The organism is Citrobacter amalonaticus Y19 (genome assembly GCF_000981805.1).
GTDB classification, from domain to species: Bacteria; Pseudomonadota; Gammaproteobacteria; order Enterobacterales; family Enterobacteriaceae; genus Citrobacter_A; species Citrobacter_A amalonaticus_C.
Window position 1 is genome coordinate 1,030,746 of sequence record NZ_CP011132.1, and the last position, 20,530, is coordinate 1,051,275.

26 protein-coding genes and 1 tRNA gene are annotated in these 20,530 nt (G+C 51.9%); 10 read left to right on the forward strand and 17 right to left on the reverse strand.

Features of this window, described 5'->3' with window-relative positions:
• Both mgsA and F384_RS04600 read right to left on the reverse strand, forming a co-directional pair.
• On the reverse strand, positions 1–459 hold the full coding sequence (mgsA, locus tag F384_RS04595) for a methylglyoxal synthase (RefSeq protein ID WP_046478753.1): 459 nt from the start codon (positions 457–459) through the stop codon (positions 1–3).
• A gap of 93 nt (positions 460–552) precedes the next feature.
• Positions 553–1,215, reverse strand: a complete 663-nt coding sequence (locus F384_RS04600) for a DUF2057 family protein (protein ID WP_046478755.1) — start codon at positions 1,213–1,215, stop codon at positions 553–555.
• Positions 1,216–1,387: 172 nt separating this feature from the next.
• On the opposite strand from F384_RS04600, the gene F384_RS04605 reads away from it, so the two are divergent.
• Positions 1,388–1,801: a CoA-binding protein gene (locus tag F384_RS04605; RefSeq protein WP_043001151.1), complete on the forward strand. Its 414-nt coding sequence runs from the start codon at positions 1,388–1,390 to the stop codon at positions 1,799–1,801.
• A 44-nt stretch (positions 1,802–1,845) separates the two neighbouring features.
• Here the strand turns inward: F384_RS04605 and hspQ are convergent, their stop codons facing one another.
• The gene (gene hspQ / locus F384_RS04610; RefSeq protein ID WP_042319966.1) at positions 1,846–2,163 is read right to left on the reverse strand and encodes a heat shock protein HspQ; all 318 of its coding nucleotides are present in this window, start codon (positions 2,161–2,163) and stop codon (positions 1,846–1,848) included.
• A gap of 57 nt (positions 2,164–2,220) precedes the next feature.
• Positions 2,221–3,432, reverse strand: a complete 1,212-nt coding sequence (gene rlmI, locus F384_RS04615; RefSeq protein WP_046478757.1) for a 23S rRNA (cytosine(1962)-C(5))-methyltransferase RlmI — start codon at positions 3,430–3,432, stop codon at positions 2,221–2,223.
• Between the two features lie 212 nt (positions 3,433–3,644).
• Here rlmI and F384_RS04620 point away from each other — a divergent pair, with 212 nt between their 5' ends.
• From F384_RS04620 to yccX, 3 genes are read left to right on the forward strand one after another with little or no spacing between them, the layout of a single operon-like run.
• The gene (locus F384_RS04620; protein ID WP_046478759.1) at positions 3,645–4,193 is read left to right on the forward strand and encodes a YbhB/YbcL family Raf kinase inhibitor-like protein; all 549 of its coding nucleotides are present in this window, start codon (positions 3,645–3,647) and stop codon (positions 4,191–4,193) included.
• Positions 4,194–4,208: 15 nt separating this feature from the next.
• On the forward strand, positions 4,209–4,997 hold the full coding sequence (locus F384_RS04625) for a helix-turn-helix transcriptional regulator (RefSeq protein WP_046478761.1): 789 nt from the start codon (positions 4,209–4,211) through the stop codon (positions 4,995–4,997).
• Between the two features lie 60 nt (positions 4,998–5,057).
• The gene (gene yccX / locus F384_RS04630) at positions 5,058–5,339 is read left to right on the forward strand and encodes an acylphosphatase (protein WP_046478763.1); all 282 of its coding nucleotides are present in this window, start codon (positions 5,058–5,060) and stop codon (positions 5,337–5,339) included.
• Here the strand turns inward: yccX and tusE are convergent.
• Both tusE and yccA read right to left on the reverse strand, forming a co-directional pair.
• Positions 5,336–5,665: a sulfurtransferase TusE gene (tusE, locus tag F384_RS04635; protein WP_046478766.1), complete on the reverse strand. Its 330-nt coding sequence runs from the start codon at positions 5,663–5,665 to the stop codon at positions 5,336–5,338. The two genes, yccX and tusE, sit on opposite strands and share 4 nt — an antisense overlap.
• A gap of 89 nt (positions 5,666–5,754) precedes the next feature.
• Entirely contained in the window at positions 5,755–6,414 is a 660-nt protein-coding gene (yccA, locus tag F384_RS04640) for an FtsH protease modulator YccA (protein WP_046478767.1), read from the reverse strand.
• Positions 6,415–6,688: 274 nt separating this feature from the next.
• Between yccA and F384_RS04645 the strand changes: the two genes are divergently transcribed.
• Positions 6,689–6,776 (forward strand) — tRNA-Ser (locus F384_RS04645).
• Between the two features lie 78 nt (positions 6,777–6,854).
• On the opposite strand, the gene F384_RS04650 is transcribed toward F384_RS04645, so the two are convergent.
• The 3 genes from F384_RS04650 to F384_RS04660 form a co-directional block, all read right to left on the reverse strand.
• Complete coding sequence (locus F384_RS04650; RefSeq protein ID WP_046478769.1) at positions 6,855–7,844, reverse strand: aldo/keto reductase; 990 nt, start codon at positions 7,842–7,844, stop codon at positions 6,855–6,857.
• Between the two features lie 26 nt (positions 7,845–7,870).
• A complete protein-coding gene (locus F384_RS04655) occupies positions 7,871–8,722 on the reverse strand; it encodes an aldo/keto reductase (protein ID WP_046478770.1) in 852 nt (283 codons plus the stop codon).
• Positions 8,723–9,043: 321 nt separating this feature from the next.
• A complete protein-coding gene (locus F384_RS04660; RefSeq protein WP_046478772.1) occupies positions 9,044–9,754 on the reverse strand; it encodes an aspartate/glutamate racemase family protein in 711 nt (236 codons plus the stop codon).
• Positions 9,755–10,058: 304 nt separating this feature from the next.
• Between F384_RS04660 and F384_RS04665 the strand changes: the two genes are divergently transcribed.
• The gene (locus F384_RS04665; protein ID WP_046478773.1) at positions 10,059–10,736 is read left to right on the forward strand and encodes a DUF1963 domain-containing protein; all 678 of its coding nucleotides are present in this window, start codon (positions 10,059–10,061) and stop codon (positions 10,734–10,736) included.
• A gap of 142 nt (positions 10,737–10,878) precedes the next feature.
• On the opposite strand, the gene F384_RS04670 is transcribed toward F384_RS04665, so the two are convergent.
• Together F384_RS04670 and F384_RS04675 are read right to left on the reverse strand one after the other, a co-directional pair.
• On the reverse strand, positions 10,879–11,658 hold the full coding sequence (locus F384_RS04670; protein WP_046478776.1) for an SDR family oxidoreductase: 780 nt from the start codon (positions 11,656–11,658) through the stop codon (positions 10,879–10,881).
• On the reverse strand, positions 11,658–11,984 hold the full coding sequence (locus tag F384_RS04675) for a nuclear transport factor 2 family protein (RefSeq protein ID WP_046478777.1): 327 nt from the start codon (positions 11,982–11,984) through the stop codon (positions 11,658–11,660). The genes F384_RS04670 and F384_RS04675 overlap by 1 nt, the downstream gene beginning before the upstream one ends.
• Positions 11,985–12,074: 90 nt before the next feature.
• On the opposite strand from F384_RS04675, the gene F384_RS04680 reads away from it, so the two are divergent.
• The 3 genes from F384_RS04680 to F384_RS04690 all read left to right on the forward strand — a co-directional run bounded on the left by F384_RS04680 (position 12,075) and on the right by F384_RS04690 (position 13,890).
• The gene (locus tag F384_RS04680) at positions 12,075–12,401 is read left to right on the forward strand and encodes a winged helix-turn-helix transcriptional regulator (protein ID WP_046478779.1); all 327 of its coding nucleotides are present in this window, start codon (positions 12,075–12,077) and stop codon (positions 12,399–12,401) included.
• Positions 12,402–12,739: 338 nt separating this feature from the next.
• Positions 12,740–13,456, forward strand: coding sequence for a YebC/PmpR family DNA-binding transcriptional regulator (locus F384_RS04685; RefSeq protein WP_046478781.1), 717 nt, complete (start codon positions 12,740–12,742; stop codon positions 13,454–13,456).
• A gap of 89 nt (positions 13,457–13,545) precedes the next feature.
• The gene (locus tag F384_RS04690; protein WP_046478785.1) at positions 13,546–13,890 is read left to right on the forward strand and encodes a DUF1294 domain-containing protein; all 345 of its coding nucleotides are present in this window, start codon (positions 13,546–13,548) and stop codon (positions 13,888–13,890) included.
• Between the two features lie 71 nt (positions 13,891–13,961).
• Here the strand turns inward: F384_RS04690 and F384_RS04695 are convergent, their stop codons facing one another.
• Positions 13,962–14,705, reverse strand: a complete 744-nt coding sequence (locus F384_RS04695; protein WP_046478786.1) for an SDR family oxidoreductase — start codon at positions 14,703–14,705, stop codon at positions 13,962–13,964.
• A 121-nt stretch (positions 14,706–14,826) separates the two neighbouring features.
• Between F384_RS04695 and F384_RS04700 the strand changes: the two genes are divergently transcribed.
• A complete protein-coding gene (locus F384_RS04700) occupies positions 14,827–15,207 on the forward strand; it encodes a winged helix-turn-helix transcriptional regulator (RefSeq protein ID WP_080949871.1) in 381 nt (126 codons plus the stop codon).
• Positions 15,208–15,323: 116 nt separating this feature from the next.
• Here the strand turns inward: F384_RS04700 and F384_RS04705 are convergent, their stop codons facing one another.
• The 5 genes from F384_RS04705 to F384_RS04725 are packed head-to-tail and all read right to left on the reverse strand — an operon-like array spanning position 15,324 to position 20,303.
• Complete coding sequence (locus tag F384_RS04705; RefSeq protein WP_046478789.1) at positions 15,324–16,646, reverse strand: ABC transporter substrate-binding protein; 1,323 nt, start codon at positions 16,644–16,646, stop codon at positions 15,324–15,326.
• Complete coding sequence (locus F384_RS04710) at positions 16,639–17,712, reverse strand: ABC transporter ATP-binding protein (RefSeq protein ID WP_046478790.1); 1,074 nt, start codon at positions 17,710–17,712, stop codon at positions 16,639–16,641. The genes F384_RS04705 and F384_RS04710 overlap by 8 nt, the downstream gene beginning before the upstream one ends.
• On the reverse strand, positions 17,706–18,542 hold the full coding sequence (locus F384_RS04715; protein ID WP_046478792.1) for a phosphodiesterase: 837 nt from the start codon (positions 18,540–18,542) through the stop codon (positions 17,706–17,708). Before F384_RS04715 ends, F384_RS04710 begins: the two co-directional genes overlap by 7 nt.
• A gap of 11 nt (positions 18,543–18,553) precedes the next feature.
• Positions 18,554–19,441 (reverse strand): carbohydrate ABC transporter permease, encoded by an 888-nt coding sequence (locus tag F384_RS04720; RefSeq protein WP_046478793.1) that lies wholly within the window; start codon positions 19,439–19,441, stop codon positions 18,554–18,556.
• The gene (locus F384_RS04725) at positions 19,431–20,303 is read right to left on the reverse strand and encodes a carbohydrate ABC transporter permease (protein ID WP_046497730.1); all 873 of its coding nucleotides are present in this window, start codon (positions 20,301–20,303) and stop codon (positions 19,431–19,433) included. The genes F384_RS04720 and F384_RS04725 overlap by 11 nt, the downstream gene beginning before the upstream one ends.
• Between the last annotated feature and the right edge of the window lie 227 nt (positions 20,304–20,530).

Genomic DNA, 20,530 nt, shown 5'->3' on the forward strand with positions numbered 1-20,530 from the left:
TTACTTGAGACGTTCAGCCAGATAACGCGGGTAGTCCGGGATGAGCACGTCGACATCATCGTTGAAGTGTGGCGACTGGATGATGAAATCCGCCGTGGCAACGTTGGTGGCGACGGGGATATTCCAGACGGTTGCCAGACGGAGCAGCGCTTTCACATCCGGGTCGTGCGGAACGGCGTTAAGCGGATCCCAGAAGAAAATCAGCACATCAATTTTGCCTTCAGAAATCAACGCGCCAACCTGCTGATCGCCGCCCATCGGACCGCTCAGCATGGCGTTAACGTCCATATTCGTTGCGCGTTGAATGAGATTTCCGGTTGTCCCGGTCGCGTAGAGCACATGCTTTTCCAGCAACGGCTGGTGGCGTTCAACCCAGCTCATCAACATTTTTTTGCAGTGATCGTGTGCAACCAGCGCAATATGCTTACGCGCCGGCAAAGTGCGAGTCGTCAGTTCCATCATTCAGTTCCATTGTGGGTTTTGCTACAGAGTACTGAATGTGCCTGACGCTGCAAGAGAAAGACGAAAAAAAAGCCGGATGCGTCGAAGACATCATGAAGAGGGTTGTTTCTCCGCCCACTGCAGAAAGCTGTTGCGGGTTTGCGGATCTGCCTGGCGAAACCAGTATTTCAGGCGCTGTTCTGTGAGTGTCTGAGATTGCGGCGGAATGGTATCCAGTTCTGAGACCCCCGAAAGCAGGGTACTGTCGTCGGCCATCATCGTGGCAAACTGGGGTAAGGAGGCGCGTTGTGCCGATTTATTGTAGCGCTCCGTTTCTGCTTCAAAATCAATGATTTTTGTTTTTGAGGTAATGGAGAGGATATCCAGTTGTACCGGGATTGGCATCGCGTTGCCATCCAACAGTTCCAGACGCGGCGCGGCATCGAAATGGCTGGCTTCGCGGTCGCTTTCCAGGCGCGGGAGATGGAAATTGACCTGGCCCACACGTTGAGTGTCAAAACTTACCACCAGCGGTGGGGAAATGTAGAGCTGTTCCTCATGGCTGGAGAGACTGATGGTCTTCTCAACCCGAAAAACGAGTTGATGCGGACCGTTGTCGAGTTCAATGCTGTCCGCGCCGCGCAGGAGTGAGCTGGAAACCTTTTTGCCGTCCAGTACCAGCAGGTCAATATCGGTTGAAAGACGAAGAGTGGTAGCGAAAACCGTGACCGGCAAACAGAGGGCAATCATCAGGGTCACAGTGCCGGTTTTCATAGGGTTCTCCTGTCCAAAGACCGCCGGGTAAGAATGTATCAAAATTTTTCGACAATCATGTTTACTAACATATAGACATATTTTGGCGTTTTGCTCTCATACTTACGGGTGGGACGCATGGTTGGGTTGTCAGGATTGTCGTACACTTTGCAAAACAGCCTGGAGAATGATGATGAAAGAGACCGACATTGCTGGCATTTTGACCTCGACCCGTACCATTGCCCTGGTTGGCGCAAGCGATAAACCCGATCGCCCAAGTTACCGTGTGATGAAGTATTTGCTCGATCAGGGCTATCACGTGATTCCGGTTTCTCCGAAGGTCGCCGGGAAAACGCTGCTGGGCCAGCAGGGATATGCGACGCTGGCGGATGTGCCGGAAAAAGTGGACATGGTCGATGTGTTCCGCAATTCAGAAGCGGCATGGGGTGTTGCTCAGGAGGCGATTGCGATTGGCGCGAAAACGCTGTGGATGCAACTGGGCGTGATCAATGAGCAGGCGGCGGTGCTGGCGCGCGAAGCGGGTCTGATGGTGGTGATGGATCGCTGCCCGGCAATTGAGATCCCACGGCTGGGGTTGACGAAGTAAGTTAACAGGCCCGATAGCAATGCGCCATCGGGCTTTAATCAGAATCAGTTACGTAGGCGAGGCGCCTGCAACTGTTTGCGAATGGTCTGAGCAAGCTCATCCATCGAGGGCTGTTCAGGATGTTCGTCCTGCGTTTCGCTGCTTAGCTGCGCTTCGGCAAGATAGGTATGTACCGGACGACCATCATCATCTTCCATCACCACGTGATACCACGGAGCGGCGCGAAGCTCGTCGTTGACCGCCAACTCATCAGGTGACGGTTCCGCAAGCGAATAGACCGGGTCGATATCCACGACCACTCCGAGATATCCTAACAGGGAATGGCGGACCTGCTGGCCGATACCGAATTTGCTGGCAATCATAGTCACCTCCCGGGAAATCATTACCTTCGATATGAGGGTAAAATTCCACTTTTCAAGTTACATGACGCGACAGGCAAACCCTTTGAGATACAGCCCTTCCGGGTAGGTAGCGATCACAGGATGATCGGCGGCCTGACGGAACTGCTCTATAAATTGTACATCACGACCCGCATCAATTGCGGCATCGGCGATGATTTTCTGAAATAAATCTGTCGTCATCAGACCGGAGCAGGAGAACGTCAGCAGCACGCCGCCCGGATTCAGCAACTGGATAGCCAGCATGTTGATATCCTTGTAACCCCGGCACGCCCCCATCAACTGGCTTTTGTTTTCGACAAACTTCGGCGGATCCATCACGATGACATCAAATTTCTCGCCGTGGTCGCGATAGGTCCGTAACAGTTTGAAGACGTCGTCACGGACAAATTCAGCTTTGCTGAGATCGAGTTTGTTCAGTTCGACGTTCTGTTTCGCAATATCCAGCGCTTCCTGGGAAGTATCGACGCTGATCACCTGGCGGCAACCGCCCATCAGCGCGGAAACGGCAAAACCCCCGGTGTAGGAGAAACAGTTGAGCACCCGTTGATTGTCGACATAGCGGCGCGTTGCCAGACGACTGTCGCGCTGATCGAGGTAATAGCCGGTTTTGTGACCGCCCTGAATATCGACCAGCAGCTTCATACCGTGTTCTTCGATTGGCAGCAGTGCAGGGGGAAGCTCACCGGTAACCGGGCCCTGCGTCAGCGCCATCCCCTCTTTTTTACGCACCGCGACATCGCTACGATCGTAAATCGCACATTCCGGGTAGAGCGTTTGCAGCGCGCTAATCAACGCAGCACGCTGGTATTCCGCCCCGGCGCTGAGCAGTTGCAGCACCAGGAAATGACCAAAGCGATCGATGGTCACGCCCGGCAAGCCGTCGGACTCTCCGGCTATCAGACGGTAGCTGTCCAGCCCATCTTTTTTCGCCAGCCAGTCGCGCCATTGCTGCGCCTGTTGCAGACGACGGGTGAAGAAGGCGATATCGACAGACTCGGATTTGTCGAAGGTCCAGACGCGTGCGCGGATTTGTGACGCCGGGGAAAAGGCGCCACGGGCTATCCATTTACCCTGATGGTCAACGATGTCGATGGTTTCACCGAGGTTGGCTTTACCTTCCATGCGGGCAACGGCACCGGAAAAGACCCACGGATGGCGACGAAGTAACGATTTTTCGCGCCCTTTGGCTAACACAAGGCGGGGATATTGAGGAAATGAAGATTCAGTCATACGAGCAACCTCACACAAACAGTGATGCGAGCCGGGTGTCTATTCCAGCCTGATACCGTTAAAACAAAATGGCGCGTAGGGTAGCACAGATGTGGGATGCAATCATTAGCGCAGACGGTGAGCATTTCGGCACAAACTGAAAGCGGAGAGGCACAATTTCCCGGGGGCGCGCCTGATAGATTGTCATTTTCTAATCTGAATAAGGAAATACAATGAAAATGTCATCTTGTCTGACGGCGACTGTGCTGGCGACGCTCAGTTTTGGTACATCTGCCTCTTCGGCGTTCAGCCTTGGCAGTACAGATATTCCCGAGAATCTCGTGTTAACGCAAAAACAGACCTTTAATGGATTTGGCTGTGAAGGCGGAAATATCTCCCCGCAGCTGCACTGGCAAAATGCGCCTGAGGGAACCAAAAGCTACGCCATCACTGTGTTTGATCCTGATGCGCCTACGGGAAGTGGGTGGTGGCACTGGACGGTCGTGAATATTCCGGCAAGTATTCATGCTCTCCCATCGGGTGTGAAAATGGAAACCGTGGCGGCGGGGATTGTTCAGGGGCGTAATGATTTTGGTTATGCTGGGTTTGGTGGCGCCTGCCCACCCGTCGGGGATAAGCCGCACCGTTATCAGTTCACCCTATGGGCACTCAATACCGATGCCTTACCCATCGACCACAATGCGAGCGGTGCGCTGGTGGGATTTATGCTTAACAGTCATGTCATCGCCAAAGCGGAATTGACTGCCACGTACGGAAGATAAACAGAGGATAACACGGTGCAGGACGTTCATTTTCAACATAATGTTCTAACGACAGCAGAGGTGCGTTCCAGCCAACGTCATCGCTTGCATCGTGTTAAGCTTTTCTCGGCTGCAATCTGCCATATCACACAGGGCAGTAAAGTCATTATGCAAGAGGGGAATCGCCTTGTTGCAAAACCGGGCGAGTTAATCATCATTCCGGCAAACACGTCGCTGGAGATTATTAATCAACCCGGGCAGGGCGGCTTTCGTTCAGATCTCCTGTTGCTTTCGCCAGACATGATTTCCGCATTTAAAAAAACCTATGTTAAGGATTTTCCGCCCGCCACGCTGACCTCTTTATGTACGCCGATGAACTCCAGTCTGGCGTTTATGTGGACGAATTTACTTTCCGCTGTGCGTCAGGAATTGCCGGTTGAGTTGCAGGCACATCAGGCAATGGGACTATTACTTGCACTGTTGCATGAAGGGGCAATCGGTCCACTTCTTATCGAGCGCGGTTACACGCTAACAGAACAGGTGCGCCAACTCATTATGTTGGCACCTGCTAAGCTTTGGAGAGCACAGGATATTGCCCAGCGTTTAGCCGTGGGAACCTCTACGTTGCGCAGACGACTCCAGCAAGAATCGCAGAGCTACCGACAGATTGTTGAAGAGGTCCGTATGTCTTATGCGTTGTCTCAATTGCAGTCGACGACGTTACCAATAGGAGAGGTCGCAGTGCGCTGCGGCTATCTTTCAGGCTCGCGATTTACGGCGAGATTTAGCCAATATTACGGATGCTTGCCGAAACAGGTACGTTAATGTTATTCACATAACCATGTGAGGTTACGCTCATCGTTTTCGATAAGAAGGAGAACAGCCATGGCGAGAGTCTGCATTATCGCGTGGGTTTACGGCCGAGTTCAGGGCGTGGGATTTCGCTATACCACGCAGCATGAGGCGCGGCGACTGAGTTTAACCGGCTATGCGAGGAACAGGGATGATGGCAGCGTAGAGGTTGTCGCCAGCGGCGAAGCGGAGCAGGTCGATACATTACTGAAGTGGCTCAAAGACGGCGGCCCGAGTTCAGCCCGGGTAGACAGAGTGCTGAGTGAGCCGCACCGTCCTCGTGAGGAATTCACCGGTTTTAGTATTCGCTATTAAATACACTTCACCGGTTTTGGCAGGCCAGCAATTTTGGTGGCCTGTTTCGCCGGACCTTTCGGGAACAGGCGATACAGATAACGGCTGTTGCCTTTCTCCTCGCCAAACTTATTCGCCATCGCCTTGACCAGCATGCGAATCGCAGGCGAGGTATTAAACTCCAGATAGAAGTCACGAACAAAACGCACCACTTCCCAATGTTCCGGGGAGAGGGTGATTCCCTCGTTTTCAGCAATGACTACCGCCATCGGTTCGCTCCACTGCGCACTCTCTTTCAGATAACCGTCGGAGTCGGTAGCGATTTCTTTACCTTCAAAGATCAACATAATTCTTCACTGCGTTAGACAACCTGGCGGCAGTTTACCAAAAAACAAAGCCCCGCATAAGCGGGGCCGGGTGTCATGCGTTGTTGCCGTTAATCGCGGCTGGCGAAGCCCAGAATGCTGAGCAGGCTGATAAAGATGTTGTACAGCGAAACGTAGAGGCTAACCGTTGCGCGGATGTAGTTAGTCTCACCGCCACGGATGATGTTGCTGGTTTCAAACAGGATTGCGCCTGAAGAAATAAGGATAAACACCGCGCTGATAGCCAGATGCAGCGCTGGCAGTTGCAGGAAGATGTTCGCTACCATGCCAATCAGTACCACCACGATACCGGCCATCAGCATACCGCCGAGGAAGGACATGTCTTTACGGGTAGTCAGCACGTAGGCAGAGCAGCAGAAGAACACCAGCGCGGTACCGCCCAGCGCCATACCGATCACGTCGCCCATCCCTGCGGACAGGTAAGCGTTCAGAATCGGCCCGAGGATGTAACCGAGGAAGCCGGTGAAGGCAAACGCGGAAATAATACCGGTTGGCTTGTTCGCCGTTTTATAGGTCAGGAACATCAGCCCGTACATCCCCACCAGCGTCAGAATCAGACCCGGAGAAGGCAGCATCAGCACGGTGCTGGCGGTAGCGGTGATCGCCGAAAACGCCAGCGTCAGGCTCAGTAGAAAATAGGTATTGCGCAGCACTTTGTGCGTGCTGAGTAGCGATGTACGGTCATGTGATGAACTAACAATACGATCCATGAGTCACTCTCTTATGACAGATGTAATTAATGATGGAGCATAATGAAAACACAGGCGCGCACACAGCGCTTTTACCCATCTTTACTCATTTGATCTAAATCAGGTTTCATCGTGGATTATGGCGAATGGCTGATAAAGCGTGAGTGTTGTGCTGAATAAATGGTCAATCTGTTGTTATTTCAGGCTATTAACAGCATTTTGACTGTTTTTCAGGCAAACGAACACATTCGGGCTTTACACGGCGCATTGGGATGTTTATAGTGCGCCTCATTCCGGAAGTGTGGCCGAGCGGTTGAAGGCACCGGTCTTGAAAACCGGCGACCCGAAAGGGTTCCAGAGTTCGAATCTCTGCGCTTCCGCCAGATTAAACAAGGGGTTACCGAAAGGTAGCCCCTTTGTTTTTTTGGCTGTTGATATTATGAATATCGCAAGCCCGGGTCTTAACGACCTACACGAGCCTGATGCTCAGGCGAATAACGCTCACCAACGATTTTTATCGTTTCAAGCGCCTGTGTGACCTGAAGCAAATCATCCTGAGAGAGAATAATGTCAGCGGCGCCCAGGTTTTCCTCGAGCCGGTGCAATTTGGTGGTCCCGGGAATAGGAACAATCCACGGCTTTTGCGCCAGCAGCCATGCCAACGCGATTTGCGCAGACGTCACACCTTTCTCTGCCGCCAGTTCACCCAGCAATGAGACCAGCTTTTCATTGGCTTCAATCGCCTGCTCGGCGAAACGCGGCACGGTACTGCGGTAATCATCCTTCCCAAAAGTGGTTCCTGGCTTAATCGATCCCGTCAGGAAGCCTTTGCCTAACGGGCTGAAGGGAACGAAACCAATACCCAGTTCCTCCAGCAGCGGCAGGATCGCCTGCTCAGGCTCGCGCCACCACATCGAGTATTCGCTTTGCAGGGCGCTGACAGGTTGTACCGCATGCGCACGACGAATAGTCTGCACACCCGCTTCGGAAAGACCGAAATGTTTAACTTTGCCTTCAGCTATCAGGTCTTTTACGGTACCCGCAACATCTTCAATGGGCACGTCCGGATCGACACGGTGTTGATAAAGCAGGTCAATGACGTCGGTTTTAAGGCGGCGTAACGATCCTTCAACGGCCACGCGGATATGCTCGGGACGGCTATTTAAAATCTGCTGTTTGTTGTCATCGCCAAAGGTAAAGCCAAATTTTGTGGCGATGACCACGCGGTCGCGAAAGGGTTTTAGCGCTTCGCCGACAACCTCTTCATTCAAAAACGGGCCATACACTTCGGCGGTGTCGAAGAACGTGACGCCACGTTCAACCGCTGCCCGTATGAGTTCAATCGCCTGGCGGGTATCTGTCGCCGGGCCGTAGCCGTGGCTTAAGCCCATACAACCGAGTCCAAGGGCTGACACTTCAAGCCCGGATTTCCCCAGATAACGTTTTTGCATTGTGTGAATACCTCTTTTATTGCGGCTTAAACGTCGAGTTTGCGGCCAGCGAGCCACTCCACTCTCGCCGGATCGCGATGAGAAAAGAATGCGCTGGTGGCAGTATCAAGCGCGGTAATCTGCAGCATGTCTTCAGAACTGAGTTCAAAATCGAGAATGTTGATGTTCTCTTCCATGCGTGCTTTTCGCACTGATTTCGCCAGCGAAATGATGCCTCGCTGGAAGATCCACCGCAGGACAACCTGACCCACACTTTTTCCGTACTTCAGGCCTATCGCAGCTAATTCAGGATGCTGGAACAGCCCATTTTTTCCTTCAGCAAACGGCGCCCACGCTTCCGGTTGGATGCCACGGCTTTGCATCCATGGCACGGCGTGCAGTTGCTGGTTGAAGGGGTTAACTTCAATCTGGTTTACCGCTGGGGCAACGCGGTTGAAGGCAATAAGATCGGCCAGTCTGTCCGGATGGAAGTTGCTCACGCCAATGGCGCGAATTTTGCCTGCCTGCTGCAGTTCTTCCATGGCACGCCAGGCACCGTGGACATCACCGTAAGGCTGGTGAATCAGGTACAGGTCAACATAGTCCAACTGAAGTCGGTTCAGTGAACGTTCAAACTGTGCTTTGGCACCTTCGTAATTCGTATCCTGTAGCCAAAGTTTGGTGGTGATAAAGAGTTCGTTGCGGGCGATACCACTTTGCTTCAGGGCGTTCCCGACCTGGGTTTCATTCTGGTAGGACGCCGCGGTATCGATCAGGCGATATCCCGTTTCAATGGCATCAATAACGGCTTTCTCGCATTCAGCGGCATCCGTCATCTGGAACACACCAAAACCCAGCAGGGGCATTTCAATCCCGTTGTTCAGTTTTACCGTTTGCATGACATAGTCCTTCAACTTTTGGTCAGAAAAAGCATAACGCAAACTGATTTATTCGATTAGATGGGGTAATTAGCTAGGGTTTATTAGATGGGTTCATTAATTGAGTAGGGATGGCAGTCAGCTTTGTGCCAGGAGTGGACGTTTCCAACATGTGCACGCACTTATCCCTGCAGAACAGATCTCACTGCATAGCCATGCAGACGCGTCGAAATCATCAGGGGCGTTTTTCAGGGGCCGGACAGGGAAAGGTGCTGGAACCGCAGGATCGCGCTGAGGGCCCCTGCGGCGGTGCGGCAAAGGAGTACGTTATGGTAAATGCAGCTACTGAGCTGACCTCGTCTTCGCAAAACTGCGAATGGCCACTTCAGCCAAACTTGATGCTGTATCAACAATCGACAGATGCTGCTGAGGATGGCTTTCAAGTAAGGGGCTGATGTCCGTACAGGCAATAATCAGCGCCTGGGCGCCAGCTTCCTGCGCCAGAGAAATCAGGTTTCGCCACTGCGTTATCACTTCAGGATAGGTAAATCCGTTTTGCTTAATCAGCGCTATCAAGCGTGTAGTGATAGCGCGCAATGGGTCAGAAGAGACACAGCGCTTTCCCATTAGATGTAGACGCTGCTGATAAAAACCCGCATCAAGCGTAGCCTCAGTAGCAATCACGGCGATATTCTCCGTTTCGGATGGCAGACGTTCAAGCGCGCAGTCGGCAATGTGCAGGACAGGAATGCCAGCGCTAGCCTCCTGCATTTCATTAAAGTAGCAGTGTGCCACATTGCAGGGAACCACGATCAGATTGACCCCGGCTTTTACCAGATTGCTAATGCCATCGCGCAATGCCGCGGACATTGCAGCATCGTCAACTACCCGGTCAGGGAAAAAAGGAGTCGGCAAGGAAATAATATGCATTTTGGGATAGTCGATATCGAATCTTGCCCCGTATTGCTTTTGGCACTCATCCACCAACATATCGATAAAAGGCGCGGTGGAACGAGGCCCCATACCGGCTAACACCCCAAGACTGTAAGACATTACGCACTCTCTGTGATAACGGAAAAAATACATCATACATACATCAGGCATCGGGTTCACAACAGGGATTTTATGTTTAATGTGGCAGAACTTCCCTGTCGCTCTCATTTTGACGTCCGCTTTTCGCTCATAGCGGACCTTGGGAACTTGCTTTCTGTCCGTTCCGTGTCAGGAGCGGACCTCCGCTACTCTTCTGAAGAGGAAACGCAGAAATATGTAGATCTGTTGGGTAATAATTACGATATATAATAAAAACGTCTCTATCTCAGAGTCCAAGAGTATCTACATACGCAAGGCAGCAATTATGAACCCCAAGAGTGCGTTAGTTTTAGAAGAACTCAGATCCAAATTACGTCCTGCATCTGTGGCGCAAGTCGGTGGTTTTCGCCCCATTGCAGACCCCATTACATCCTGGTTTTTGAAAGGAGTCTCTCTACCAGGTGAAGGGTTGCCAGTTTGGCAGGGGCAGCCCATGTTTCCGCTGCTTCAGATTCGTATAGATGAGCTTCCCGTGATTCCTGAGCAACTGAAGGGGGGCGCGCTCTTAGTGCTTTATTACAATATGGAAAGCCATCCATTTGATAAACCTCATGGTGAGGGGTGGCTAATACGAGAATATGCCACCCTTGATGGGCTTGAGTTATTGCCTGCAATTGACACTCAATATCGCGCATTTCCGGTTCGTTGGGTGAGTGTCAATGATGATGCTCCGGGATGGGAGGATGCCTGGGATATTATTGACCTGTCTGACGTAAACGATGATGAGGATGCAAGTGATAGATTCTATGATGGTTTTAACCGATACAGGGGAACCAAGGTCGGAGGATATCCGATGGAGATACAACATGGTGCGGGGATTCAAGATTTTGTCTTTCAGGTGGGATCAGAAGAAAAAGTAAACTGGATGTGGGCGGATAATGGTATCGGCTACTTTCACAAGTCACCAGAGGGGGGCTGGACGTTTTCATGTCAGTTTTACTAGAGATTCAACGGTCGCTCCTCGCTCACAACTGACCTTCATTCAGCGTTCATGTCAGCTTTCTGCAAAGGGACATTACGATTAATTATTTTCTGCCTCTGGCGATCTTAATCAGCTCATAATGTGAGCCGGTTAAGAGACATGATTACACCGTCGGGATGGTGCCACCATCAATGACATATTCGGTGCCGGTGATGGCGGCTGCATGAGATGACGCAAGGAAGGAAATGAGTCTCGCAACCTCAATGGGCTTTGACGGACGACCAAGAGGAATACCACCGAGAGCATTCATGATTATCTGCTTACCGCCTTCGTAATCCGTTCCCGCCTGCTTCGCCAGTCGCTGCGCCATCGCCACTGACGCTTCGGTTTCGATCCAGCCGGGAGCAACACGCACTACACGAACCCCTTTCGGTGATACCTCTTTCGACAGGCTTTTGCTGTACGCCGACAGCGCCGCTTTGGCCGCTGCATAAGCGGTGGTGGATTCCGGTAACGGCAATTCACGCTGGATAGAGGTAACGTGAATGATAACCCCGCTACCCTGCGCCAGCATCCCAGGCAACAGCGCTCGATCTAAGCGTACCGCGGGTAACAGATTCAGATTGAGTTCCTGCTGCCACTCTGTTTCGCCCAGCGCGGCAAAGCCACCCGCAGGGGAGGTTGAACCGCCAACAACATGGATGATGGCGTCGACACCCCCCAGATGCATCTGAACGGCGTCCACTACGACGGCACATCCGTTGATCGTGGTCAGGTCCGCCGCGACGAAGGCGTCTGCGAGGCATTCTGTGGGCGCATGACGCGCGGTGGTTAACACTCTGGCACCCAGTTGCTTTAATAACTCAACGACCGCTTTGCCGACGCCTTTGGTACCGGCAGTCACCAGTATGCGTTTGCCCTGAAAATCAAGATCTAACGACATCAGAGTATTTCCAGTGTGTTGATCTTGTCGCCGACCAGGCTGAAGGCATGTTTAAGCGTGACCGGGCTGCCAGGAAAATTACCGACGACGTTTGAGGTGACCGTCACCCGGTTACCTTCGGTGATAAACTGAACCGGCTCAACGCTGTAGTCAAACGCGGCCTGTGCGGCACGTTGCCATGCCTCAATAGCTGCGAGTTCCTTGTATGTTTTACCTTCGTCCGTCACGACAGCATCGGCAGTAAAACAGTGCTTAACGTTGGCAATATCGGCACCGTTACTGATCGAGAAATAGTCTGCAATAGCATGTGGTAGGGATGATGACATGGCTCTTGACTCCTGTTATTTACAGTCCGGGCATTTTCAACATAGACTGTGAAATTAACAAGTACGCACTAAAAAGTGAGCCACTGAATTATGAGTAAGTTATATACTCCAGAATCTGCCGCAAGCGGTGTGGAGCATGTGCTGCGACTGTTGGAAGGTCGCTGGAAATTAATCATTATTTTTCATCTGTTCGATGGAAAAGTACAACGCTATTCTGATTTTGAAAAACTGATCCCCGCTATTTCACAGAAGATGCTGGCGCAGCAACTGCGACAACTGGAAGCTGACGGCATCGTATCACGCATGGTGTACCCTCAAGTGCCGCCGAAAGTGGAATATCGCCTGACCGAGTGGGGGCAGGCGCTGTGCCCGGCCCTTGATGCAATGCTGAAATGGGCGGAAAAACGCGAGGCTTAGTTATCGCCGGAGCCTTTTGGCAGTGAGTGAAAATCACTGATGTTTGATTTTGCTCAACGTTAATAATCGCTTTTTGCCTGGATTATCACTTTTGTTTCTCTTGTCTTATGTATTATTGCTGTGGTTCAGTTATTAAGAATAAAAAGAACCAGAAAGAAATTAGGAAATAGTTTATCCATAATGTTAACTATTGATAAAATAAAGTAACATTTCGTAAGGTCGGGATGTTTCTCTTTCTCATAGACGAGAATTTACATATCATGATATAATATGGCAGAAAAATATGCAGGTTATTAACCTGCCAGTAATGTGAATAAATTTTCGAGGAGACCATTCCAGTGGGACGTAAATGGGCCAACATTGTTGCTAAAAAAACGGCTAAAGACGGTGCAACGTCTAAAGTCTATGCAAAATTCGGTGTGGAAATCTACGCTGCGGCTAAACAAGGTGAACCAGATCCAGAATTAAACTCATCTTTAAAATTTGTTATTGAACGCGCGAAGCAAGCACAAGTTCCCAAACACGTTATTGATAAAGCCATTGATAAAGCCAAAGGTGGCGGAGATGAAACGTTCGTTCAAGGGCGTTATGAAGGCTTCGGACCAAGTGGTTCAATGATTATCGCTGAAACGTTGACGTCAAATGTTAACCGTACGATTGCTAATGTTCGCTCAATTTTCAATAAAAAAGGCGGGAATATTGGCGCGGCAGGTGCTGTCAGCTATATGTTTGACAATACTGGCGTGATTGTATTTAAAGGAACGGACCCTGACCATATTTTTGAAATTTTGCTTGATGCAGAAGTTAATGTTCGTGATGTCACCGAAGAAGAAGGAAACATCGTTGTTTATACTGAATCGACAGACCTTCACAAAGGCATTGCCGCGTTAAAAGCCGCTGGGATTACTGAATTCTCAACAACAGAATTAGAAATGATTGCTCAATCAGAAATTGAACTTTCACCAGAGGATTTAGAAATCTTTGAAGGACTGGTTGATGCCCTTGAAGATGACGATGATGTTCAAAAAGTATATCATAACGTTGCCAATCTCTAATTATGAATTAAAAAAATCTGCCATTGCGGCAGATTTTTTAATCTTATAATGCAGTCTCTATGTCCCCTAAAACGACTGTGCCACAAACTATGAATCTCAATCGCTTTTGTTATTTGCTCCTGATCTTCTCGGCGATCGGCAGCATTTTTACCTCACATCCTGTTATCCTCTGGTTCCTGCTTGCCAACGTACTGACGCTGGTGATTTATGGCGTGGATAAAATGGCGGCGCGTAAGGACTGGCGCAGAGTGCCGGAATCCACTCTGCTGGTGTTTGGTGTCGTGGGAGGCTGGCCGAGTGCGATTGTGGGTCAACAACTCTTTCGGCATAAAACACAAAAGCAGCCCTTCAAAACCTACTTCATCCTCAGCGTGATATTGAGTGTCTCAGTGATGGTGGCGGTGTATCAGCTCTATCCTTTTTCTTCTTCCTGAGCGTCTGCTTTTTGCTCCTCGCGTAGGGTGGCCTGATAACCCTTCAATCAGGCCACTGCGACATTACTTAGCTAGAGATTACCCACGCCACCATCGACCAATAGTTCAGTACCAACGACGAATGACGATTCATCAGACGCAAGGAAAACGGCTGCCTTAGCCAGTTCATAGGGAGTTCCTAAACGTCCGATGGGGACCAGAGCGCGAATTTCTTCCCGAAGCCTATCTTCGTCCACGCCGCCCCCAACCTTGTTCAATGCCGGCGTTTCCGTCGGGCCGGGACTTAAGCCATTTACACGAACCCCACGCGGATGAAGCTCTGCGGAAAGTGTTCGTGCCAGAGAGAGTATTGCGGCTTTACTTGCAGCGTAAGCGCTACTTTGCGGAAAACCAATCCGTGCGCTGACTGAGCCACAAACAATGACCGAGGACGGACTGGAAAGCATCGGAAGCAGGGCTTTGATCAGGAAGAATGGGCCCTTAAGATTGGTATTCATCAGCGCATCGTAAGCCTGCTCATCCCAGGCTTCGAGTGGCTTATGCGTCACATCACCTGCATTGATGTATAAAATATCCAGTTTCGGCCATAGCGCCTGTAACGCGGCGGCTAATTGCGCTTGTTGAGGGATGTCGCCTGCCTCAATGCGAAAAATAGCCACATCAGTTAACTCTTTTTTGGCCTCCAGTAGTTTTTCTTCACTACGACCTGTGATGGCAACCTTTGCCCCTTCTGCCAGAAACTGACGTGCCGTCTCTAAACCAATCCCGCTCGTACCACCGGTAATCAGTGCGTATTTACCCTCAAGTCTGCCCATTTTCCCACCCCATGTTTTATTCGTGGCGCCAGTATTTATCCTTTAGTATCCTTTGGGAAGTAGGCACCATATGGATACTAAGGAACCCTATGGGATGCAATGAAGTGAAACGGGGAACCCTATGACACAGAATATTTCGACGGTAGCTGAGAGCGACACAGGATGTCCGATGGTCAGTTTTGTGAATCTGATAGCCGGTAAGTGGGCGATCCCCATCCTTTATCGTTTGATTGTATTAGGCGAACCTGTTCGCTTCAGTGAGTTACAACGGGCGGTCAGGCCTATCACTCAGAAAGAACTGACTCGTCAGTTGCGACAGTTCGAGGCGCGTGGGTTAGTTAACAGAAAAGTGTTTGCTGAAGTTCCACCGAGAGTGGAGTATCAAATAACCGAGCTGGGTAAATCACTGCGCCCGACACTTGATTCTCTTGCCGAGTGGATGACTGCCAACGCGAGCTCAATGAATAAAAACGAACCACGCACGTCTGTGGCTCGCTCTTAAGGGATAGCCATACTCAACGCTCCCGCATGGCAGGGGGGTTGAGTATGAACATGTGACCGTGGAGCACATCAGTCAACATAATGTCGGCCAGTCCACAATGACGCGATGCGTAAAAACTACTTCACTTGCGCCAGTGCGCTTTTGTCTACGTAGGGTTTCATCAGCGTATCGGCTTCCTGTTGGGCTGCCTTAACCGCCGCTTCCGGCGTCACTTTTGGGTCGTTGACTACGGCTGCCAGCTGGTTTTCCATCGCTTTACGTACGGCGACCGTTTCATAGGTGGAGTACCAGGGATGGGCATATTTCAACTGCTCAAGGGCGATGGCCGCACGGGGATCCTGCTGCATGTACGCCTTCATTTCGGGGGTGTCATACGCGGCTTTACGCGGCGAGAAGTAGCCGGTAAAGCGACTCCATTCTCCGTTCACCTGTGGGCTGACCAGCCAGCTCAGAAACTGATACGCCGCTTTTTTCTGCGCGTCTGAAATACCTTTGAAACTCACCAGACTGGCTCCGCCGATCGGCACCGCGCGTTGCTCTTTTGCCGGCAGCATGGCGACGCCAAGCTCAAAGTCTTTGGTATTTTCACGCATAAAGCCCAGTGCACCGGTGCTCAGCATTGCCATCCCGACTTTCCCCGAAAAGAAGGCGGCGCTGATCTGTTTTGAGTTCAGTACGCCCGATGGCATCACCTTGTCCTGATAGATCAAATCCTGCCAGAAACGCAGGGCGCCGATGGTGGAGGGGGCGTTGTAATACACTTCGCCGGGATAATCTTCGTTAAAATATTTGCCGCCATTGGCTCGAACCAGCGCAGAGAAGATCCAGCCGCCGTAATCGTCATTGGTCGATGGCAACATTACCCCCCACTGACCTTTGCTTTCGTCGGTTAATTTTTTTGCGTCAGCCTGCAGTTCAGCCCAGGTTTGCGGCGGTTGCGTGATACCCGCCTGGTCAAACAACGCTTTGTTGTAATACAGAATTGGCGTGGAGTTATGGAACGGAATCGCATAAGTCACACCCATCACCTGAGCGTTCTTATGCATGGCGGGCCAGAACTCGTTAAGCAAAAATGGCCCCGCTTTTTGATTACCAAACCTGAACAACTCGTCCATCGGCAGGATTTCATCTTTTAACGCCAGGTCTGTGGTGAAGTTGGCGGACATGATGACCAGCGCGGGCGGTTGCCCGGCCTTTTGCGCGGATTCGGCTTTGATCTTGGTGGTGTCATAGTTGCCGGTAAAAATGCCCCGCACTTCGACATCCTGCTGTGATTCATTGAATACGTTGATGACCCGGGTCATCTCCATGGTCAGTTTGCCGTCGACGGGCGCGGGAAACATAAAATCGATTTTCTCTTTCGCCAACGCAGAACCGCTAAAGGCCAGTGCGCAGCTAAGGGTGAGCGCCTGCAACCTCGTATTCAGGGGCTTAAACATGATCAATCTCCTGGAGTAAGTTGTGCTGTTTCTCAGCATGAAAAAGATGAAGATCCGACGGTGAAAAACCGAGGGTAAGCGTGTCGCCTTTTTCGGGGACGGTGCCGCGATGGCGACGGCTGTAGCGCAGTGTGCCGACAGGCGTGCTGACGTGGAGCAGGTAATCTGCACCCATCAGTTCTCGTTGCGTTACCGTGGCAGGCAGGGTGTACTGCTCGTGGGTCGGTCGGTCAGTGATGTGTTCAGGGCGTATTCCCAGCCAGACCTGCGTTTCGTCACGCGACAGCGGTGGCAGCGGATGTCTGAGGTCACCGAGTTGGACCTGACCGTTCAGGCAAGGCAGAAGGAGGAGGTTCATGGCGGGTGAACCGATGAAACCGGCGACGAACAGGTTTGCCGGGCTGGCGTAGAGATGTTCGGGGCGACCGACCTGCTGCACGTAACCATCGTTCATCACGACAATACGGTCAGCCATCGACATGGCTTCGGTCTGATCGTGCGTAACGTAGATAGTGCTGGTCTTAAGCTGTTGATGCAGCGCCATAATGCTGTCGCGAACTTCGCTTCGCAGGCGCGCGTCAAGGTTGGAGAGCGGTTCGTCCATGAGAAAGAGTCGCGGGTTGCGCACAATCGCACGCGCCATCGCCACGCGTTGCCGTTGGCCGCCAGAGAGTTTGGCCGGTTTGCGATCGAGCAGCGGCTCCAGTTGCAGCATCCGGGAGACCTGCTCCAGGCGAGGTTGCCAACTGGCTTTATCCTCTTTGCGAATTTTCATCCCGAAGGTAATGTTGTCGCGCACCGACAGATGTGGAAACAGCGCATAGTTCTGGAAAATCATCGCAAAGTTGCGTTCGCGAGGTGAGAGAAACGTGATGTTCTCTTCCTGCAGCCAGATGTCGCCTTCGCTGACGCTTTCCAGTCCGGAAAGCAGACGCAGCAGGGTGCTTTTACCGCAGCCGGAGGGGCCGACCAGCACCACGAATTCCCCTTCGGCGATATCCAGAGACAGCGAATTGAGCGCCGGTTTGCCGTCAAAGGTTTTGCTGACATTATTCAGTCTTAACATGGCGATGAGTACTCGTCCGTTGGGCAACTGGTATTTTCGTCATACAGCCACGGCCCGGCGTAGTGCGCCAGCGAGTGTTGGTAGCTCACCCAGCGTTCTCCCACCTGACGATGCATCAGGCAGGACGGTGGCGACATGTCGTAATAAGGACGCGTGTCTTCGTGGCAGAAGGGCACCTGATGCACCGTCGCGGGGAGCGTGGCGATGGTCGCCTGGCGATACTGCGTCATGGTCAGATTATGGTTATGACCGCAGAAGATGCGGATAAGCGACGGGAAGCGTTCCACCAGCGCCAGCAGACGATGACCATTCTCACAGGCGATCGGATCCATCTGGGCATTTCCCAGCGGCAGCGGCGGGTGGTGCATAAAGACGGCAGTCGGCTTATCGCCAGCGCTGATTAGCTGGGCTTCCAGCCATTCGAGCGTCTCTTCGGTTAACCAGCCTTTTGAATGCCCCGCAAGGCTGGAGTCAATGAACAGCAGGCGAGTCGCGAAATCATCGACGGCATAACGCATATTTTGCGGGTCGGTGCCCAGTTGCGGACACAGCGGGTGCAGATATTCAAGAAAATGCGCCTTATCATCATGGTTTCCCGGGATCAGCAGCAACGGGTAGTGGAGCGCGCCGAGGATCTGGCGGGCAACGCGATACTCCTCCGGGCGACCACAGTTAACGATATCGCCGCTAACGATAACGGCATGCGGACGTTCACGCAGCGCATTCAACTGGGAAACGACGTCGGCATTCCCGGCGTTAACATCGATAAAACCGTAGAGCTTCTGGTCCCGACTGCGGAAATGGGTGTCGCTAATATGGGCTAACAGCATGAAATCACTCCTTATTTAATACCTGAAAAACCGAAACTTCTCAGAAACTGTTTCTGAAAGGCGATAAAGGCCACCATCAGCGGCAGGCAAACCATTAGCGTTCCTGCGCCAATGGTTCCCCACTGGCCACCCGATTCCGCCCCCATCGCAAAGGAGACGAGGCCGACGGTCAGCACCTGCTTGTCAGGGTCGTTAAGCATCATGAGAGGCCATAAATACTCGTTCCAGTGATAGGTAATGCTGACGGTGGCGAACGCCAGCACTGACGGCCATGACATCGGAAGCAACACGCGGTAAAGCACCTGCCACCATCGGCAGCCCTCCATCAACGCCGCTTCCTCCAGTTCTTTTGGAATGGCAAGGAACGCCTGGCGCATCAGGAACACGCCGAATGCCGATGTGAAATAGGGCATCATCACGCCGGTCAGCGTGTTAAGGAGCCCGAAGGCTTTCAACGTCATCATGTTCGGCACCATCATCACGACGGGCATGATCATCAACTGAACAAGAAACAGCAGAAAGAGCGTTTGCTTGCCGCGAAATTCGTGGCAGGCGAAAACGTATCCGGCGGTAGTGATGGTCAGCAACTGTACGGCGAAGGTGCCAAACGCGAAGATCAGCGTATTGGCGTACAGGCTGAACCAGTTTGCACTGGCCCAGGCATCGCGAAAGTTATCCAGCGTTAGCGGGAAACGCGGCAGTACGGAGGCCATTCCCTCCCCGAAGGTCGTGGCGCTAAACGCCGAGGACAGCATCCACAGGAACGGGCTAACCCACAGCAGCGCCAGGCAGGTCATCAGCGCGCCCAGCGTGATTTTCCTGGACTGACGCAGGCGTAGCCACAGGGGGCGCGTAGTCTGTTGGGTGCGGGGAATGGCGGGGGAGATCTCAACGCTCATGATGCGCTCCTCGCTCCAGTAGTTTCAGGTTAAAAAAGGAGAAGACAAACAGCCCTGCCAGCGTCAGAAACGTGGCGGCGGAGGCTTTGCCCAGATCGTGGGTATCCCAGGCTAGATTCTGGATGTAATAAAGCAGCACGCTGGTGGCATTATCCGGCCCACCACGGGTCATGACGGCGACATGGTCTATCTGCGTAATGGCGTAAATCAGCGCCGTTGTGATTACGAAACTCAGCGTCGGTCGTAGCAGAGGGAGCGTCACCTTAAAAAATATCTGTGTCGGGGTGGCGCCTTCCATCATCGCGGCTTCGCGTGCCGACAGCGGGATGCTCTGTAACCCTGCCAGAAAGAACAACATGTAGTAGCCGGCGAATTTCCATACGCCAATCAGCGCCAGGGCGTACAGCGCGCTGTTGCTGCGACCCAGCCAGTTGTTATTCATGGGGCCGAACAGCTTCGCCAGGTAGTAGTCGAACATCCCCATCCCCGGCATAAAAATGAACAGCCAAATCGCCGCCGCGCTGACCATGGGAATAATCATCGGGAAGAAAAAGGCGGTGCGCAGCCAGCGGTTGACGCGGTGGTTTTCCCATAACGCAACGGCCAGCAGCAAAGCCAGTGCCACACCGGGGATGACCGTCAGCGCGATGTAAATCAGGTTGTTCACCAGCGACTGCCAGAAGACGCTGTCTTCAAACAGACGAATGAAATTCTCTGCGCCGACGTAGGGGGCGGCGTCGGTTGCCATGCGTGTATCAAACAGGCTGTCATACACGGAACGAATCAGCGGGAACCAGGTAAACAGCAGTAAAAAAAGCAGTGAAGGCGACAGGATAAGCAAGGGAAGCCAGTTCTTTTTCATCATCATCTGCGGGCTCGTCGAAATGTTTCTGAAGCCAGACAGTGTGAAAGAGGATTACTGCAAAAGAATGGCCGAAAGATGATGGTTTCGTGACCTGCGGGCGTCATTTTGTTTAAAAAAATTCACGCTAAATTTCACTTTAAGATTTTACGCAAGACGGATTAATAAATATGTCATACCGCGTTGTTACTTAATAACCTCCTAATTAACATGGTTATTAAGGATAA